This window comes from Parafrankia sp. BMG5.11 (assembly GCF_004337455.1).
In genome coordinates this window covers 57741-76039 of record NZ_SJXI01000028.1, presented here as the reverse complement: position 1 = coordinate 76039, position 18299 = coordinate 57741, and the positions used below count along the sequence as shown (strand labels likewise).

At 73.9% G+C, this 18299-nt stretch carries 13 protein-coding genes; 5 read left to right on the top strand and 8 right to left on the bottom strand.

Annotated elements, in window-relative coordinates; translation table 11 throughout:
- Positions 1–58: 58 nt before the first annotated feature.
- From E0504_RS21350 to E0504_RS21335, 4 genes are all read right to left on the bottom strand, one after another.
- Complete coding sequence (locus E0504_RS21350) at positions 59–3298, bottom strand: hypothetical protein (protein WP_243657568.1); 3240 nt, start codon at positions 3296–3298, stop codon at positions 59–61.
- 915 nt (positions 3299–4213) lie between these two features.
- Positions 4214–5497, bottom strand: a complete 1284-nt coding sequence (locus E0504_RS21345) for a class I SAM-dependent methyltransferase (protein ID WP_071059198.1) — start codon at positions 5495–5497, stop codon at positions 4214–4216.
- 575 nt (positions 5498–6072) lie between these two features.
- Positions 6073–6642, bottom strand: a complete 570-nt coding sequence (locus E0504_RS21340) for a dTDP-4-dehydrorhamnose 3,5-epimerase family protein (protein ID WP_112105078.1) — start codon at positions 6640–6642, stop codon at positions 6073–6075.
- A complete protein-coding gene (locus E0504_RS21335) occupies positions 6639–7667 on the bottom strand; it encodes an NAD(P)-dependent oxidoreductase (protein ID WP_071059195.1) in 1029 nt (342 codons plus the stop codon). Before E0504_RS21335 ends, E0504_RS21340 begins: the two co-directional genes overlap by 4 nt.
- Before the next feature lie 258 nt (positions 7668–7925).
- On the opposite strand from E0504_RS21335, the gene E0504_RS21330 reads away from it, so the two are divergent.
- From E0504_RS21330 to E0504_RS21315, 4 genes are all read left to right on the top strand, one after another.
- On the top strand, positions 7926–8648 hold the full coding sequence (locus E0504_RS21330; protein ID WP_235013696.1) for a TetR/AcrR family transcriptional regulator: 723 nt from the start codon (positions 7926–7928) through the stop codon (positions 8646–8648).
- Positions 8645–9565 (top strand): ABC transporter ATP-binding protein, encoded by a 921-nt coding sequence (locus E0504_RS21325; RefSeq protein WP_112105076.1) that lies wholly within the window; start codon positions 8645–8647, stop codon positions 9563–9565. The genes E0504_RS21330 and E0504_RS21325 overlap by 4 nt, the downstream gene beginning before the upstream one ends.
- Positions 9562–11163 (top strand): ABC transporter permease, encoded by a 1602-nt coding sequence (locus E0504_RS21320; protein WP_131625747.1) that lies wholly within the window; start codon positions 9562–9564, stop codon positions 11161–11163. The genes E0504_RS21325 and E0504_RS21320 overlap by 4 nt, the downstream gene beginning before the upstream one ends.
- 222 nt (positions 11164–11385) lie before the next feature.
- Positions 11386–13083 (top strand): S8 family serine peptidase, encoded by a 1698-nt coding sequence (locus tag E0504_RS21315; protein ID WP_112105074.1) that lies wholly within the window; start codon positions 11386–11388, stop codon positions 13081–13083.
- Between the two features lie 43 nt (positions 13084–13126).
- Here the strand turns inward: E0504_RS21315 and E0504_RS21310 are convergent, their stop codons facing one another.
- On the bottom strand, positions 13127–14137 hold the full coding sequence (locus tag E0504_RS21310; protein ID WP_235013695.1) for a glycosyltransferase: 1011 nt from the start codon (positions 14135–14137) through the stop codon (positions 13127–13129).
- 55 nt (positions 14138–14192) lie between these two features.
- Positions 14193–15407 (bottom strand): glycosyltransferase, encoded by a 1215-nt coding sequence (locus E0504_RS21305; protein WP_071059192.1) that lies wholly within the window; start codon positions 15405–15407, stop codon positions 14193–14195.
- A gap of 189 nt (positions 15408–15596) precedes the next feature.
- On the opposite strand from E0504_RS21305, the gene E0504_RS21300 reads away from it, so the two are divergent.
- On the top strand, positions 15597–16823 hold the full coding sequence (locus E0504_RS21300; protein WP_112105073.1) for a glycosyltransferase: 1227 nt from the start codon (positions 15597–15599) through the stop codon (positions 16821–16823).
- Positions 16824–16913: 90 nt separating this feature from the next.
- Here the strand turns inward: E0504_RS21300 and E0504_RS21295 are convergent, their stop codons facing one another.
- A complete protein-coding gene (locus tag E0504_RS21295; protein ID WP_020458433.1) occupies positions 16914–17567 on the bottom strand; it encodes a PIG-L deacetylase family protein in 654 nt (217 codons plus the stop codon).
- A gap of 144 nt (positions 17568–17711) precedes the next feature.
- Positions 17712–18299, bottom strand: a complete 588-nt coding sequence (pth, locus tag E0504_RS21290; protein ID WP_112105072.1) for an aminoacyl-tRNA hydrolase — start codon at positions 18297–18299, stop codon at positions 17712–17714.

The window sequence follows — 18299 nt, the reverse complement described above, 5'->3', positions numbered from 1 at the left end:
ACCGATTTGTGAGCATAGCCGATAGCGCAAAGTAAGCGACTCATAGCGTGAGCGCAGGCTAGCGGCCAGGGTTTCGCCCGCCGCCTCGCGGTCCGTCGGCACCGCCGCGCTGTTCCGGTTCGAGCAGGTCCAGCGGCTCAGGATCATTGCGGTCCCGCTCGCCGGCCTGCGGCGACACCTCAACGGAGCTTCCGCGCGGGGGCGGGCCCTGCAGAACCGTGGTCCGCTCGACGTCCTCCTGCGCCGCCCCACCGGAGCCCGCGCCGCCAGCGCCCGCGCCGCCGCGCGCGGGGGTTCCGTGCGCCTCGCCGCCGTGTGCCGGCCTGACATGTACCGCCTCGCCGCGGCTCGGACGACCGGATGGTGGTGGCGGCGCGAGCGCGGGCAGCCTCGACACCTGGGCCCGTTCCCGGCCGGGGCCCTCCCGTCCGGAGGGCTCGACGACCCGCACGTTCCCGGCCGGCAGGACGGCCCGGTCGGACATCCCGGTGTGATCGAACCTCTCGGCCCGGTCGGACGTCGCGATCTCCTCGAACGTCTCGGCCTGTTCGGGCGCCCCGACCTGGACGGACATCTCGGCCGCGTCGCGGGCGTCCGGTCGTCCGCGTGCGTGTTCGCGGACGATCCGGCGCAGCAGGATCCACCAGACCGGGGCGATGCCCCAGAACACGAGGTTGTACCCGATGACCGCGCCCGTGGCGTCCGCGAGCAGCAGGCCGAGAATCGGGAAGGCGAAGAGCATCGGCGCCATGGACAGGTTGATCCGGAACGTGATCTTGGTTCGGCCGAGCGCGTACATGATGCAGGCCGGCCCGGTCGGCAGCGCCGTCCCCGCGTAGTGGAACGCGGAGTACACGAGGATGTGGTGCGCCCCGGGCCAGGTGTCACCGAGCAGCGTTTCCCCGATGGCCGGGAATGCGATGAACAGCAGGCTCCACAGGCCGCCGACGCCGACCACGATCACCGTGAGCAGCACCGCCGCGCGCTCGCGCGCCCGCACGGACATGTCGATGCGGCGGGAGAGCTCCGGCACCGCGAAGCTGACGATGCCCACGCCGATGACGGTGGTCGGGCCGAGCAGCGTCCGCACGCCGTTCAGCGCCCCGATCGTCTCCTTGGAGCTGAGCAGCCCGATCAGCAGCATCGACGCCTGCAGCGCGCCCTGGACGGTGACGAACTCGGCCGCGAGGTTGGCCGCGTTGGCCCGGTTCTCCCGGACCCAGGTCAGCGCCCGCGACGGCGCCGGCCACAGACCGGCCTGCGCGACCCCCAGCAGCGCCGCGACCAGCGCGGAGATGCCCCAGGCGAGCAGCATCGGCGGCGAGGCCGTCACGCCCCGCTCGATGAGCACCGTCAGCCCGACCACCTGCACCAGGGCCCAGGCGACATCGTTCAGGAACGCGCCGAGGGGTTTGCCCATCGCGAAGAACACGTAGCGCCAGGCGTCCTGGAGCAGCAGGCCGGGCAGGACGAAGCCCACCACGACGAGGGCGGAGCCGACCGACCCACCGGCGACGGCCCCCACGCCGACGAGCACGATCCCCAGCAGTCCACCGAAGACCAGGCACGCTCCGGTGGCGGACGCGGCCGCGTACCGGAACTCGGACACCGACTTGCCCGAGTACGAGATCCCCAGCGGCAGGCAGCCACCCGCCCGGGAGATCCCGATGATCACCGAGAAGATGATGTAGGCGATCGCGAACGAGCCGTACTCGGACGAGCTCACCTGCCGGGCGATCAGGAGCGAGACGGCGGCGTTGGTGGCGCTGGAGACACCCTGGTCGGCGAGGGTCCAGATCGCCTTCGCCTTCGTCGACCCGCCGCCTACGACGGCCTCCTCGGCGGCGGCCGGCCCGGTGCCCGGACGCTGCTCGGCCACCTCCAGCGCCCCGGTGCCGGAACCTCCGCCGCGTGCGTGGCGCGCCCGGCCGGGCCGGGCGGTTCCGTCCACCGGGTCGCCCTCGCCCGCGGCCGCTCCGGCCGCGCTCCCGGAGCTGGCCGGGCCGGCCCACCGGCCACCAGCCTGCCCTGGCCCCGTTCCGGCCCCCGAGCGCCGCATGACCTGCGTGCTCGCGGCGTCGGACTCCGGCCGGTTACGGCCGTAGAGACGCGGGATGTAGTCCGTCTGGTCGACGGCGGCGGCACCGTCCTCCATCTCCAGCCGGCGCCGCAGCGACGACAGGTCGATGGTGTCGGTGAACGCGTTGATGAAGTGGATGTCGGGGTTGCGGGCCGCGCCCTGCCGCCCGCGGCGCCCGCCACGGCCCTGCCGGCCGCGGCCATCGCCGGCCCGGCTGGTCAGCGCGGTCTGGTCCGATCCGGCCGCGGCGCCGCCGCCCCGGCCCGGTGGGCGCGGCTCCCGGCGCCCCGTCGCCGACCATCCGCGCCCCGATCGTCGCGCGTCCCCCGCTCCGGCCGCGCCGGCAAGGCCGGCAGGGCCGGCCGCGGCAGCAGGGCGCCCCTCGGGAGGCGCTCCCGCGGAACGCGGTGCGGCGGGCGGCGGCGGGGCCTGACGCTGATCCGCTGGCGACTGCCCGGCGGGCGACTGCCCGCCAGGCGAGTGGGCGCCAGACGAGTGGGCGCCAGACGAGTGGGCGGTCGGGGCCTGGGTGGCTGAGGGCGGTGTGGATGGGAGCTGGGTCGCCGGCGGGGGTGCGGCGGCACTCGGGCCGGCGACGTCGACCCGCATGAAGTCATCGCCCCGCCGGCCCGCCGGCGGCAGGCCGGGCGACGGGACGGGTGGCGAGGTCCGCGGTGGTGACGTCTGCGGTGGTGGGGTCTGCGCCGGCCCGGCGCCGGGCGGCGGGGTGCCGGCCGGGCGCCCCGGCAGTGGCGTGCCCACCGTGAAGCCGCTCGGCGGAGCGGGCCTCGGCGTGGGCTGACGGGCCACGCCTCCCGGCGGAGGCGGTGCCTGCGGCCCGGTGGTACCCATGCGGACGGTGGTCTCGGGCGGAACCCATCCGCCGGACGGGGGCGCCCCGCCCGCCCGTTGCGCGGCGCCCCGCTCGCCCTGTCCCGGCTGGTCGTGCCGGGCAGCAGGGTCGGTCGGGGTGCCGCCGGGGGCGGGCGTGTTGCCGGTGGAATGCCGGGGCATGGGGGTCCAGCCCGGCGGCGGCGTCAGCGCACGCGCCGCGCCCTGGTTCGGCGGCGTCCCGTCCGGCGGCCGGACGCCCGGCAGGGGCGTACCGCCCGGGCGGGGGGTGTAGCCGGGCGGCGGCGTGCGCCCGGACGGCGTGCGCCCGGACGGCGTGCGCCCGGGCGGCGGCGCCTGCCCGGGAGACGTGTAGCCGGAAGGCACGTGCCCTGCCGGTGTGTGACCGGGAGGCGCCTGCCCGGCCGGTGGGGTGTTCCCCGGGGCCGGAGCCCGCTCGAACGGCGCGGCGCCGCCCGGCGGCGGAGTACGTCCCGGCGGCGGGGTGTGCGCGGGTGGCGCGGCATGGCCTGGCCACGGTGTCGCGCCAGAGGATGGGGTACGCCCGTACGGCTCGGGACGCCCCGGGGCTGGCGTGCGGCCCGGGGGCGGAGTACGGCCCACCTCCGGCCGGTAGCCCGCTTCCGCCCGATGGCCCGGCTCCTGCCGACGGTCCGGGAGCGGCGTCCGGCCTGGAGGCGGAGTGTGCCCTGGAGGCGGAGTGCGACCCGGGGGCGGAGTGTGACCAGCCTCGGGCCGGTATCCCGGGAGCGGAGTGCGACCGGGGGGTGGGGTGCGGCCGTCCCGGTAGCCGGATCGGCCCTCCACCACGAACGGCTCGGGAACCGGCCGATGCTGCTCCGGCCCCCCGCGCGGATCAGTTCCAGTCCGCCCGTCAGCACCACCCCACTGGTCAGCACCACCGCGGGGATCGGTGGCGCCCCGCGGATCGGGCGTGCCCGGCAGGACGATCCGCGGCAGCGGAGTGTCGACGTGGACCTCCTGCTGCCGGGGATCGGTCGCGCCAGGCCGGGGCTGGGGCTCGTCGTTCCGGCCGGTCGGCCCGGTGCGCGGCTGACGCGGGGCGCGCGGCACGTACTGCGTGGTGTCGGCGTCGCCGGCGGGCGGCTCGGGCGGGAGGTCCGCGTCGTCCGCGCCGGCTGCCCTCGGCTCCATACCGAGATCGGTCACGCCCGACACCCCGTCCCGCCCGGGACGTCGAGGATGTCCGGGCCGCGGGGTGCTGGGCGCAGCCGGGGGGCTGCCGACGCTGATGTCATCGCTTCGTTGGGTTGGGCTCTCCTAGAGCACGACCGGACGGGGCACGGGTACGACGAAGCGGCCGCCCCGAGAGGCGTACTCCTCCTGCTGGGCCATGATCTCCTTCTTCACGTTCCACGCGAGCAGCAGCAGGTAGTCGGGCTGGCGCTCAAGCAGCACGGCCGGGTCGAGGATCGGGATCCGCGCGCCCGGGATGTACTTGCCCTGCTTGTGCACGTTCCGGTCGACGACGAAGTCGATCAGCGTGTGGTCGATGCCGGTCGAGTTCAGCAGGGTGGCGCCCTTGGCCGCCGCGCCGTAGGCCGCGATGGACTTCCCCTCGGCCTTCAGCGAGCGCAGCAGCTCGGTCAGCTCGCCCTGCAGCACGCGGACGTCGTCGCCGAAGCTGCCGTAGCGCTCGAACGTCCCGAGGCCGGCGGCGCGCTCCGCGTCCAGGACGGCCTTCACCGACCCGGTCGGCTCGGCGGCGCCCTGGTGCTGCATCCGCCAGCGCAGCGTCCCGCCGTGCAGGTCCGCGAACTCCTCGACGCCGACGAGCTGCAGGTCGTGGCGGCGCATGAGGGCGTCCACCGCGATCGTGGAGAAGTAGCAGAAGTGCTCGTGGTAGACGGTGTCGAACTCGTTGTGCGCCAGCAGCGCGCCGACCCCGGGGTTCTCGACGTCGACGATCCCGTCGTCGGCGAGCAGGATCGAGAAGCCCTCGACGAAGCTGTTGAGGTCGGGGACGTGCGCCATCACGTTGTTGGCGATGATGACGTCCGCCCGCAGGCCCTCGGCGACGAGCGTACGGGCGAGGTCGGCCCCGAAGAACTCCTCGCGGGTGGGCACGCCCGCCTTGCGCGCGGCGGCGGCCGGGCCGGGGGTCGGCTCGATGCCCAGCACCGGTATGCCGCGTTCGACGAACGCCTTGAGCAGGTAGCCGTCGTTGCTGGCGACCTCGACGACCAGGCTCTCCGGGCCGAGGTTGCGGCTCGCGATCAGGTCGATCACGTGCTTCTCGGAGTGCCGGACGAGCATGTCGGAGAACGACGAGAAGTACGGGTAGTCGGCGTCGAAGATCTCGTCGGCGGGGAGCACGTGGGTCAGCTGGACGAGCGCGCACTGCTCGCAGAAGCCGACCTCCAGCGGGAAGGCCGGGTCCACGGCGTCGAGGGCGTCCGCCTTCACGAGCCGGTTCGCGACAGGGGTGTCACCCAGCGACAGGAAGACACGCGGGGCGGGCCCGTCACACGATCGGCAGGCGGTGACCGGGGCGGCGACGCCTCCCGCGGCCGGGCTTCCTTCTGCTGAGGTTCCGGATGACATGCGTTCCCCTGTTCGAGGTGACCGGCGCGCGGTGACCGGTGAGCGGCGGTTCGGCTGGCTGCACTTCAGCTGGCGGCACTTCAGCTGGCTGTACTTCGGCTGACAACAGTTCGGGCTGCGGCCGGATCGGATCTAATGTGGCCTCGGTCGAGATGATGACGATGTCGGCGTGACGGCCGTCAGCCGCCTCCGGTCGACCGGTCACGGACCACCGACCCACCGACGACCGCGTCCGACCAGATCACCATGACGGGCGTGCGAACAGATCGATTTCCAGGTGGTCCGCTCGTACCCGTCCGGCCGTCCCGAACCACCCCCACATTACTCAGCGTTGCGAACAAACACGCCAGGTGCTGGATTCGGCCGCTTTCGTCGCCTCCTCCACGCTTCCCGCCTCGTGCCCGGGATGCCACCCCGACAGGCGCACATCACGGTGACGTGAGTGTCACACACGCACGGAGTTGACCTGACGCAAGCACGCCGGGCATCCCCACCCCGGGAAACCGGCCTGCCCAGTGGGCATGGCCGTTGCCGACGGGCCCGGGACGCGGATCCGGCAAACCGGATCCCCCCGTTCAGGTCTGGCCGAGCTGGATGAGCTCGTCACCCGGGGCGCCGGCGGGCAGCAGCGGCCAGCCGCGGTCCTTCTCCGAGATCACCGAGACGGGCAGCGGCCAGGCGATCCCGAGCCGGGGGTCGTCAAAACGGAGACCACGATCATGCCCCGGAGTGAACGGGACGTTCATCTGGTATGTGGCCTCGGTGTCGTCCACCAGGGTCTGGTAGCCGTGCGCGAGCCCGGCGGCGATGAACAACGCCCGGTGGTTGTCCGCGGTCAGCTCCACGGCCACGTGCTCCAGGTAGGTCGCCGAGCCGGGCCGCGAGTCGACGATGACGTCCAGCAGGGCGCCGCGGGTGCAGCGGACCAGCTTGGTCTCGCGCACCGGCTCGCCGGCCCAGTGCAGGCCGCGGATCGTCCCGGCACGGCGGTTGTAGGCGACGCTGCACTGCGCGACGGCGACCTCCAGCCCGGCGGCGGCGAACTCCTCCTGGCAGAAGGTGCGCGCGAACAGGCCGCGGTCGTCCGAGAACGCCTCGACGTCGACGATCGTCACGCCGTCGACGGCGGTGGGCGTGAGCTTCACCGGGCGGTCCAGAACAGCTCGGCGTCTACCTGGCCGGTGCCGATCAGGTACTGCAGCTGCTTGAGCCGGGTGTGCCCGCGGCCGGTGAACGTCTCGGTGTCGAGCTGGATGCGGCTGAACACCTCGTGGAGCTGCTCGGCTCCCTTGTGCGCGTCCCAGTCGCAGGAGAAGCCCGGGAGCTGGGAGGCGATCTTGTCGAACGACACCCGGTAGCTGCGGTTGTCCCCGCCGTTGTCGCCGAAGCTCAGCTTGCAGCCGGTGAAGACGGTGGCGACCGCGTCCGCGATCTCCTTCACCTGGTAGTTCTGCGCGCTGTCACCCACGTTGAAGATCTCGTTGTGGACGGCGTCGCGCGGCGCGGCGAGCACGCACCGGATCGCCTTGGCGATGTCCAGGCCGTGCACCAGCGGGCGCCACGGGGTGCCGTCCGAGGTCATCGCGATCTCGTTCGTGGTCCAGGCGACCCCGGCCAGGTTGTTCAGCACGATGTCGAACCGCATCCGCGGCGAGGCGCCGTACGCGGTGGCGTTGCGCAGGAACGTCGGCGAGAAGGTGTCGTCCGCCAGCGGCGCGACGTCCCGCTCGACGTAGACCTTGCACTCGGCGTACGGCGTCTGCGGGTTGACCGGCGAGGTCTCCGTGACGTCCGACCCGGTCGCGACGCCGTAGACGCTGCACGACGACATGTAGACGAACCGCTGGACGCCGGCCTGCTTCGCCAGCTTCGCGAGCCGCACGGACCCCTGATGGTTCACCTTGTAGGTCACGTCGGGCGCCAGCGCGCCCAGCGGGTCGTTCGACAGCTCCGCCATGTGCACGACCGCGTCGACGCCCGCGAAGTCCTCGACGGTGAGGTCGCGCAGGTCCTTGTCGATCGTGTACGGGACGCGGTCGGTACCGCGGTAGAGCCAGCCGTACTTGTAGTAGCCGGTGTCCACCCCGACCACCTCGTGGCCGTCGCGCAGCAGCTCCGGGGCAAGCAGGCAGCCCAGGTAGCCCTCCGTGCCGGTGACGAGCACCTTCATCCGAGAGTCCTCCCGATCTCGACGAGGGCACGCGGGGTTCGACGACGGCCCTGCGCTCCGACCACAGAAGGTACCGAGAGGGCCGGAGGTGCCCGCCAGTGACGCCCCACTGTGCTCCTGTCCGTCTGACGACGAACACTCTGCGCATACCGGACGCGACCTACACAAGCGTGTAGGATACCGCCGTCTTGTGTAGCCGATCGGTTCGGACCACAGGAGGAGCGAGATGACGGGCGACGCGAGATGACGGATGAGTGGGTGGGCGGTGTTCACGGCCGGGCCGGTCCGCCGCCCGAGGATCTGACGGCGAAGGCGCGCATCCGCGACGCGGCCCTGCGCATGTTCGCCGACCAGGGCTTCGAGGCCACGACGGTCCGCGGGGTCGCCGAGGCGGCCGGAGTGTCGTCGGGGCTGGTCCGCCATCACTTCGGGTCGAAGGAGGCGCTGCGCGACGCCTGCGACACGTACGCGCTGGACCAGTTGGTGACCATCAAGGAGCAGGCGCTCCTGGGCGGCCGGCTGGCCGACCCGGCCTTCCTGGTCGCCGTCCATCCCACGGTGCTGCTGATGCAGCGCTATGTGGCGCGGTCGCTGATCGACGGCTCCGCGGCCGCCGCCGCGCTGTTCGACCGCATGGTCGCCGTCGCGGAGAAGTGGGTCTCGGAAGAACACCTGGCCGGGTCGGACGACCCACGTGCGTTCGCCGCCACACTGGTCGCGATGCAGGCCGGCCTGCTCGCCCTGCACGGGCACGTCTCCCGGGCGCTGGGAACCGACATCCTGTCCGCCGGCGGTCAGGTCCGGCTGGGCCGGGCGCTCGTCGACATCTACTCGCGCGCCGTGATCAGCCCCGAGCAGGCGGAGCAGGCACGCGCCGCCTACGACCAGGTCCTGGCCCACTTCCCTGCTCCGGGCCCGGCCACGGCTCCGGGCCCGGCCACGGCCACGGCCACGGCCGGGCCCGAGCGGCGGCGGTCATGAACGAGGCGATCCACGCGCGAGGGCTGGTCAAGACCTTCGGGTCCACCCGGGCCCTGGACGGCCTCGACCTGACCGTGCGCACCGGTGAGGTACACGGTTTCCTCGGACCGAACGGCGCGGGCAAGAGCACGGCTCTGCGGGTCCTGCTCGGCCTCACCCGTGCCGACGCCGGCACAGCCACGCTGCTCGGCGGCGACGCCTGGCGGGAGGCGACCACGCTGCACCGCCGGCTGGCCTACGTACCCGGCGACGTCACGCTCTGGCCGAACCTCTCCGGTGGGGAGGCGATCGACCTGCTCGGGCGCCTTCGGGGCGGCCTCGACCCGCGGCGTCGGGCGGACCTGCTCGAGCGCTTCGACCTCGATCCGCGCAAGAAGGGCCGCTCCTACTCGAAGGGCAACCGGCAGAAGGTGGCGCTCGTCGCCGCGTTCGCCTCGGACGTCGAGCTGCTGCTGCTGGACGAGCCGACCTCGGGCCTCGACCCACTGATGGAGGAGGTGTTCCGCGAGGTCGTCCGGGCCGAGCAGCGCGCGGGCGGACGCACGGTGCTGCTGTCGAGCCACATCCTCGCCGAGGTCGAGGCGCTCTGCGACCGCGTCACGATCATCCGGGACGGCCGGACCGTCGAGACCGGCACCCTCGCGGACCTGCGGCACCTGACCCGGACATCCGTCCGGGCCGAGCTCGTCACCCCGGCGAGCGGGCTCGTGGACCTGCCCGGGGTGCACGGGCTGGACGTGGCCGGCACCAGGGTCAGCTTCGAGGCCGACGGTGACGCTCTCAACGCCGCGCTGCTGCGGCTCACCACCGCCGGGGTGCGCAGCCTCGTGAGCCAGCCACCCACCCTCGAGGAGCTGTTCCTGCGCCACTACGGCCGGGCCGGCACGCGCCCCGGCCGCGCGGAGGCGGAGCGGTGAACGGCCTGACGGGCACCGGAGCACTGGCCCGGCTGGCGCTGCGCCGGGACCGGGCGCTCATTCCCGTGTGGGTGGCCGTCCTGGGCCTCCTCCCGGTCGTCCTGGCGGTCTCCTTCGCGGACCTGTACCCGACGGCCACCGAGCGGCAGGAGTTCTTCGCGACCAGCGCGCGCGACGGGACCTTCACCGCCCTCTACGGGCCCCTGCGCGGTTCCAGCCTCGGCGAGCTGATCACCTGGCGGGCCGGGTTCCTGCCCGTCGTCGTCGGCCTGATCAGCCTGCTCGTCGTCATCCGGCACACCCGGGCCGAGGAGGAGGCCGGGCGGCGGGAGCTGGTGGGCGCGACCGTGGTCGGCCGGCACGCCGGCCTCGCGGCCGCCCTGGCCGTGACCTGCGCCGCCGATCTCGCCGTCGCCCTGGTCGTGACGATCACCCTGATCGGAAAGGACCTGCCCGCGGCCGGATCGTTGGCACTCGGCATGCAGCTCGCCGCCGCCGGCTGGGTCTTCGCGGCGGTCGGCGCGGTGGCCGCGCAGGTCATCACGGGGGCCGGCGGCGCGCGCGGGATCGGGGCCGCCGTCCTCGGCGCGGCCTACGCGGCACGGATCGCCGGCGATCGCGGCGACTCCCCGGGATGGGCCTGGCTGTCCTGGCTGTCGCCCATCGGCCTCGTCCAGCGGATCCACCCCTACGGCGCGCAGCGCTGGTGGCTGCTCGCACCCGTCGCGACCGTGGTCGCCGTGCTCGTCGGGGTGGCCGTCGGGTTGTCCGCCCGGCGCGACCTCGGGGCCGGCCTGCTGCCGGACCGCCCGGGCCGGGCCGGCGCGACGCCCGCGCTGCGGTCACCGCTGGCAGTGGCCTGGCGGCTGCACCGGGGCCTGTTCTCGGCCTGGATCGCCGGGTTCGCCCTGCTCGGCGCGGTGTTCGGCGGGGTCGCGAACGGCGTCGGGGATCTCGTGGGGGACAACCCGACGCTGCGGGACGTGTTCACCCGGCTGGGCGGCCGGAGCGCGATCGTCGACGCCTACCTGGCATCCGTCATGTCGATCATGGCAATGCTCGCGGCGGGGTACGCGATCCAGGCCGTCCTGCGGCTGCGCGTGGAGGAGACCGGCGGGCGGGCGGAGCCGATCCTGGCGACGGCCGTCGGGCGGCTGCGGTGGGCGGCGGGCCATCTGCTCATCGCCGCTCTCGGCCCTGGCATCGCGCTACTCACGGCCGGCGCCGTCACCGGGCTGGTCTACGGGCTGAGCAGCGGCGACGTCGGGCGCGAGCTCCCGCATGCCGTGCGTCTCGCGGCCGGGCAGCTGCCCGCGGTCGCCGTGCTGGCGGCGATCGCGGTGACGCTGTTCGGCCTGCTGCCCCGGCTGTGCGCGATGAGCTGGGCCGCGCTGTCCGCCTGCGTGCTGCTCGGTCTGGTCGGCGCCGGCGCGGGCGCCAGCCACTGGCTGCTGGATGTCTCACCGTTCACGCACACCACGGGCGCATCGGGCGGGTCGGTGTCCGCCGTGGCGCTGGCCGTGCTCACACTCCTCGCCGCCGCGCTCGCCGCGGCTGGTCTCGCCGGTCTGCGGCGCCGGGACATCCCGGCCAGCTGACCCGCACCGCCCACCCTCCCCCGTACGGATATGACCCACATCACGTCATGTAGCCGACGTGTGTCTTGGTGAACCGACTGCCTGTCGACTCGCAGACAAACGACCGCACAACACCGAGGATGTGGAAAGCTCGCCTCCGGGCACGGTGTGTGCGTGTTCGTGTCGTGATGCGCATCCCCCGGTCCGCGCCGCGCGGAGCGTCCGAAGGCAGGTCACGTAGTGATGGGTCACCGAGGCGGCGCCAGCGGGGCCCGGGCCGGGCGGCGCCCGGCCGCCGGAGTCGCCGGCGGGGTGCTGACGGCGGTGCTGACGGCGGTGCTGCTGCCCGGCGCCGCGGCCGTCGCCACGGCCGGCACAGCGACCGCCGCGACGCCCCAGCAGGCTGTCCCGGATGCGAGCGCCCGGCCGGCCCCTCGGGCCGCCCCCGCGCCGACGGCCGCGGCGCCGGGCCGCTCCCCGTCGGGCGGGCTGCCGTCCAGCGGGTTCTCGTCCACCAACGAGCAGTGGTACCACGAGAGCCTCCGGCTCGCCGAGGCCCACCGGGTGAGCCGCGGCAGGGGCGTCATCGTGGCGATCATCGACGGCGGGGTGGACGCCACCCATCCGAAGCTGCGCGGGCAGCTCCTCTCCGGCGCCGGGGTCGGTGCGGACGCCGCTCTCGACGGGCTGCGCGACGACGACCCCGACGGCCACGGCACGGCCATGGCCGGGCTGGTCGCCGCCCGCGGTGACGTCGGTGACCCGGCTGTGTGGGGGGTCGCGCCCGAGGCGAAGATCCTGCCGATCTCCACCGGCGAGGAGGCCGACTCCGAGGAGGTCGCCCGTTCGGTGCGGATCGCCGTCGACCGGGGGGCGGGCGTGATCAGCATGTCCCTCGGCTCGGTGGGGCGGGCGACGAGCGCGGAGGAGAGCGCCGTCCGCTACGCGCTCGCGCACGACGTGGTCGTCGTGGCCTCGGCCGGCAACACCGAGCCGGGCGACACCGAGGTGAACTCCCCGGCGAACATCCCGGGCGTGATCGCCGTGACCGGATCGGACTACCGCGGGATGTTCTGGGGCGGCTCGGTACAGGGGCCGGAGGCCGTCCTGGCCGCGCCCGGACCGGGCATCCGGGCTCCGGTGCCGACCAGGGTGTCGCCCGACGGCCTGGACACCGGAGGCGGCACCAGCAACTCGGCGGCGATCGTCGCCGGGGTGGCCGCGCTCGTCCGCGCCGCGAAGCCCGGCCTGGACGCACCCAACGTCATCAACCGCCTGATCCGCACCGCGCTCGACATGGGCCCGGTGGGGCGCGACAGCCAGTATGGCTTCGGGCTGGTCGAGCCGGTGGCCGCGCTGACCGCCGAGCTCCCCCTCGTGGACGGGAACCCACTGCTCACCGCCCCGATCCCACGCACCGGCAGCAGCGCGGACGGCGGCAGCGGGGCCGGGGGCGGCGCCACCCCCGACGGGGCCATCCCGGCCCTGCCGACACCGCCGCTGCCCGCGGCCGCCACTCCCCCCGTCGCCGCGGCCAGCCCCGACGAGGGTGGGGACGGCCCGTCCGCGCTGACCTGGATCGCCGGGCTCGGCCTCGCGGCGTCGGCGGGTGTTCTGCTCGGGGCGCTGGCGTACGTGCTGGCCGGCGCCCGGTTCGCCACGGCGCTGGGCCGCCGCCGGGCCACGGCCGGGGTCACGGGGCCGGGCGGTGGCCCGCCCGTGACGGCGGCCGTCCCGCCGGAGGCCCCCCCGCCCGGTTGGGCGACGCAGCCCGGCTGGGCGGCTCCACCGGCCCGTGCCGTACCACCCGACAGGGCGGGGCAGCCTGCCCCGCCACACCCGCCGGCCCCACCGCACCCGGCCGGGCCGGCGGCGGGAGGCCCGCGCACCCCCGGTGGGGGCGTTCCCGTCGACACCCGCGGGTGGCGGACACCGCACTGACGCTCGGGACGTCCGAGGCGTCAGTGTCAGCAGTGCCCTGGTGTCAGCGCGGCGGGGGGCCGACCAGCAGGCCCTTGATGTAGGCGGCGTGCTCGTCGGCCGTGGCCCTGCGGCCCCGCACCCGGGAGAGCACCGTGCGGCCCGCGTAGCCGGCGACGAGCATCGAGCGCATCACGTTCACCCGCGCCGGGGCGTTGTGCTTGCGCAGGTAGCGGACCATCGAGGCGCCGCGCATCTGCAGCATCCACGTCTTGCCGGCCCCGGAGCCGCCGGCGCCGTGCGGGACGAGCAGGTCGGTGCGCAGCTGCTGGCGCATCCCCGCCTCGCGGATCGCCCGGCCCAGCGCCATGTCCTCGTTGTAGACGTAGAACGTCTCGTCGAAGCCGCCGAGCTCGAGGAACGACTGCCGGCGGACGGCCATGCAGGCCCCGGTCAGCCACTCGGGGCTCATCGGCCGGTTCGGCGTCGGACGGGCGAACAGCGCCGACGACGGGGCGATCTTGTGGGCTCCCAGGACGTGCATGAGCACCCGACGGGGGGTCGGCTCCCAGCCGCCGTTGCCGAGCTCGGGCTTGTCGTCCTGCCCCTTCATGGTCGCCGCGCTCACGACCAGGCCGGGGTCGCCCTCGAGGTCGGCGACGAGCGTCCTGATGACCTCGACGGTCGGCCGGCTGTCCGGGTTGCCCAGCACCACGTAGTCGTACGCGGACGAGCGGATGCCCATGTTGGCCGCCTTCGCGAAGCCCTTGCCGCCACCGGAATCGATGTAGCGGCCGTTCGGCCGGTCGGCGAGGAGCTCGTCCACCCGGTCGACGCCACTGGCGTTGTCGACGACGACGACGGGCATGTCGATCGGCAGCGTCGCGAACATCTGCTCGAGCTGGTCACGGCTGTGGAAGCTCACGAGCTGGAGCTCGAACGACCAGCCGTCCACGGCCGGCCGCACGGCGGGCACGGCTGGCACCCTGGCGGGGCCGTCCGGAGCTGGTGTCTCCAGGGTGGAGCCAGCAGGTGTCGCCTGGTCGGCAACCGAGTCGGGTGCGATGTCCGGCACGGGTCTGTTCCTCTCAGCTCGCCGCTCGGAACGGTCAGCTCACGACGGACGACAGTCACACAACGGACACGGAGGCACCGGCCCCGGACGCGCTGGCGGGGTCGATGTCGGCTTCGGACGCCGCCGGCTGCGCCGGCACGGGCTGCCGGTCCGGCTTCGGCCAGATCGCCGGCCGGTCACGGGCCAGGAAGCGGCGGACGCCGCCGAGCGCGACGGCCTGCAGGAAGAAGACCTGGGCCACCAGGCGGCTCGGCCCGGGCGGGGTCCCGCCCCGCATCAGGACGCCGGCGCTGGCCGCACCGGCGGCGTTGCCGAGCAGGAACAGCCGGGCGCCCCAGCTGTTGCGGGCCGCCGGGACGCTGATCGCCACCAGCGCGACGTGGGCCAGCGGGCCGAACGAGGACCGGACGAGCCGGTGCCCCCACAGCTGCGAGGTGACCGGCAGCGCGCCGGGCACGAGCGCGGCGCGGCGCCGCCAGAGCATGTCGAGGTTGCCGGCGACGATGCGGGTGCGGCGCTCCCACTCGGCGGCGTAGTCCGGCGCGGAGGTCTCGATCGAGTAGGCCTCGGGCTCATAGACCACCCGCAGGCCACTTTCGAGGATGTCGAGCGCCAGCCAGGCGTCGTCCACCGCGGTGTCCTTCGGCAGCGGCCGGAACGCCTTGCGGCGGAACGCCAGCATCTCGCCGACCACGCCGATGGTGGCGCCGGTCGCGGACTCGCGCTGCTTGAGCCAGGACTCGAACGTCCAGTAGAAGCCCTGGGCGCCGGCCGGGTCGTCGACCTGCTTCTCGCCGGCGACGGCGCCGACGGACTCGTCGGTGAAGTGGCGCGCCGCGGCGCGCAGCGAGTGCGGGGCCAGCACCGCGTTGGCGTCGGTGAGGACCACGACGTCGTGGCTGGCCGCGGCGACACCGCGGTTGACCGCGCGGGCCTTGCCGAGCCGCTCCCCGGACGACAGGACCCGGACGCCGGGACGGCGGGCGGCCGTGGCCGTCTCCGCGTCGTCGGCGACGACGATGATCTCCATCGGGCCGGGGTAGTCCGTACCGGCCAGCTCGTCGAGCTTGGTGCCGATGACCGCCGACTCGCGGTAGGCGGAGACCACGACGCTGAGGCCCGGCCACACGTCCGGCTCGGCGGGGACCGACGGCGCAAGCCCACGACTGCGGTACCCGATGTAAGCGGGATACAGAACATGGCCGTACACGGCGGTCGCGCCGAGAACCGCGATCGCGGTGCCCTTCCCGAATGCACGAGCTCCTGTCATGCGACAACCGTAGCGGTGCCTCTACCAGGTGACGGAATGGGCTACCCGGCACCTTACCGGGGCGATCACCGACGCGGGCCGGGCGGAACCCGTCCCTGCCCGCCCGGACCCGCTGTCCCGGCATGCCCGCCGGTGTCCCTGCCGCTCCCCTGCCGGGCGGTCTCGGGCCCCGGGACTACAGTTACTCGGATGAGCGACTCCGAGCGCTGGATCGTCGTCGTCGAGGAGCCCTTCCTCCCCGCGGATGCCGGCGGGCGGGTGGAGACCTTCAGCTTCCTCACGGCGGCCTCGGCGGCCGGTATCCGGATGCAGGTCCTGGTGCCGTCCCGCACCGACCTGGACATCGCGGCCTACGAGGACGCCGTCCCCGGCGCGGCGGTCATCCGCCTACCCCGGGACGACAGCCCGCTGGCGCACCTCTCGCCGCGGCCGTTCACGCACGCGTCCCGCCCGGTCGGCCCGCTGCGCCGGGCGCTGGAGAACACCCCGCCGCGCGCCGACTCCGTCATCAGCTACAGCTGCCGGACGTCGCATCTCGGCGAGGAGATCTCGCGGATCTGGCGGCTTCCCCACCTGGTGCGGGCGCACAACATCGACTCGGAGTTCTTCCGCGTCCTGGCCCGGAACTCCACGGGCCCCCGCGCGGTCGCCTACGAGCTCGAGTACCACCGCCTGCGGCTCGCCGAGCAGGCCATGCACCACTCACCGCTGGTGAACGCCATCGCGGACATCTCCGTGGAGGACCACGAGTGGCGCCGCGGGCGGGCGAGCGTCCCGACGTTCCACCTACCGCCGTTCCTGCCCGCCAGCACGGTCGCCGAGGCCCGCGCGGCCGGCGGCGTCGCGGACACGGAGCGGGCCGGCGAGCGCCTGGTCTTCGTCGGCTCGCTGGACACGCCCACCAACATCGAGGCGCTGCGCTGGTTCCTGGGCGGCTGCTGGCCCACGATCCGGGTGCGCCACCCCGCGGCCGTCCTGCAGGTCGTCGGCCGCCGTCCGGAGGACGGCCTGGCCGAGTGGCTGGCCGGCTTCGACAGCGTCGAGCTGCACACCGACGTGCCGAGCGTGCTCGGCTACGTGGCCGGGGCGACCGTGTCGGTGAACCCGATGCGCTCCGGGTCCGGGGTCAACATCAAGGCGATCGAGGCGATGTCCGCCGGGACGCCTGTCGTCAGCACCCCGACCGGCAGCCGCGGCCTGGGCTGGCGCCCGGGCGAGCATCTGCTGGTCGCCGACGATCCGGGCGCGTTCGCGGACGCCGTCTGCGGGCTGCTGGACAACCCCTGGCTCGCCGCCGAGGTCGGGACGGCCGGGCGCGAGTTCGTCCTGCGCGAGCTCGATCACGCGACGCTCATCGACCGGGTCCGGGGCATGCTGGCCGGGCGCACCGAGGAGACCGCAGCTCAGACCGCTTGAGACGGGGCTGGCGGGGCTGGCGCCGGGGTCACCCGACGGGGCCCCGCACCGCCCCCCGGTCACCGGGGGTGACCCGGTGACCCGGTCAGGTCACCAGGCGAGTGTCAGCTTGCGGGCGTCGAACGCCTCGGCGTAGCGGCTGCCGCACTCGACGCCGCGCAGCCGCATCGTCGCGCGGAACGTCTCCTCGTCGAACCAGATCCGGTCGTGCTGGCTGCTGAAGTGCCGCTGGAGATGCTCCACCTTGGCCGCCACCACGTCCTCGGGCACCGGTACGTAGAGGCTCGGGGCGCCGCGGTCGCTCTCCCACTTGGGGATCTCGTAGCCGAGGATCAGCGCGCCGCGGAAGGCCTGCCAGGCCAGTTCGGCCAGCATGCGATGGTCCTGATGGGCGTCACCGAGCGAGGGCGCGAAGACGATGTCCGGGGTCACCTGCCGGGAGATCTGCAGCAGCATCTCCTTGACCCCGCTCCACTCCCGGGGGAGGAAGCCGTCCCGCACCTCGTGCAGGTGCAGGGAGCCCAGGGACGAGCCGAGCAGCTCGCGCGCGCTCGCCTCCGCCTCGGAACCCCGCTCACCGCTGCCGGAGAAGACCACCCAGTGGACCACAGTGTCCGGATGGGCGGCGATCATCTGCGAGATCGTGCCGCCGGCGCCGATCTCCACGTCGTCCGCGTGCGCGCCGAGGGCCACCACCGTGTAGGCGCTGCCCTCGACCGGGCGGCCCGGCGTCAGCGCGAGCATCGCACGCTCCTCTCGGTTACCGGCCACATGGCGGCCCAACCTACCCGGATCCGCACAGCGGAACATCACCGATACCGCCTGCACCAGCAGGCTCGCGCACCCGCGGGCGAACACGGTGGCGGTGTGTTCCCTCGCGGGTGCGCGTCAACCGGCGTGGAAGCGGTTCTGCACGGCCGCGAGCTCTTCCTGGAGCAGCGACTCGACGGCGTCCGCCGCGTTGTCGACGATCAGCGGGAGCGCCTTGCGCTCGACCGGGCTGAAGTCGCGCAGGACGAAATCCGCCGGATCCATCCGCCCGGGTGGCCGGCCGATGCCGACCCGGACCCGCAGGTAGTCACGCGAGCCCAGCGACGAGGTGATCGAGCGCAGCCCGTTGTGCCCGTTGTCCCCGCCGCCGCGCTTGAGCCGGATGGCGTCGAACGGGATGTCCAGCTCGTCGTGGACGACGATCACCCGGGAGAGGTCGATCTTGTAGAACGCCCGGACGGCGGCCACCGGCGGCCCCGAGACGTTCATGAACGTCCGCGGCCTGGCGAGAACGACCGAGCGCCCGGCGATCCGCACCTGGTCGATCTCGGCCCGCGAGCGGTGGGACCGCAGCCGGGCGCCGGTGCGCTCGGCCAACAGGTCCACCACCATGAAACCGACGTTGTGCCGGTTCCCGGCATAGCTCGCGCCCGGGTTGCCTAGGCCGACGACGAGCCAGGGCCCGTCATCGGCAGGGGCTTCCAT

Excerpts from the sequence above, each read along its gene's own strand:
- E0504_RS21345 (WP_071059198.1), bottom strand. The coding sequence starts at position 5,497 with ATGTCATCCGGAACCTCAGCAGAAGGAAGCCCGGCCGCGGGAGGCGTC.
- E0504_RS21335 (WP_071059195.1), bottom strand. The coding sequence starts at position 7,667 with ATGAAGGTGCTCGTCACCGGCACGGAGGGCTACCTGGGCTGCCTGCTT.
- E0504_RS21325 (WP_112105076.1), top strand. The coding sequence starts at position 8,645 with ATGAACGAGGCGATCCACGCGCGAGGGCTGGTCAAGACCTTCGGGTCC.
- E0504_RS21315 (WP_112105074.1), top strand. The coding sequence starts at position 11,386 with ATGGGTCACCGAGGCGGCGCCAGCGGGGCCCGGGCCGGGCGGCGCCCG.
- E0504_RS21305 (WP_071059192.1), bottom strand. The coding sequence starts at position 15,407 with ATGACAGGAGCTCGTGCATTCGGGAAGGGCACCGCGATCGCGGTTCTC.
- E0504_RS21300 (WP_112105073.1), top strand. The coding sequence starts at position 15,597 with ATGAGCGACTCCGAGCGCTGGATCGTCGTCGTCGAGGAGCCCTTCCTC.
- E0504_RS21295 (WP_020458433.1), bottom strand. The coding sequence starts at position 17,567 with ATGCTCGCGCTGACGCCGGGCCGCCCGGTCGAGGGCAGCGCCTACACG.
- pth (WP_112105072.1), bottom strand. The coding sequence starts at position 18,299 with ATGGAAGCCCCTGCCGATGACGGGCCCTGGCTCGTCGTCGGCCTAGGC.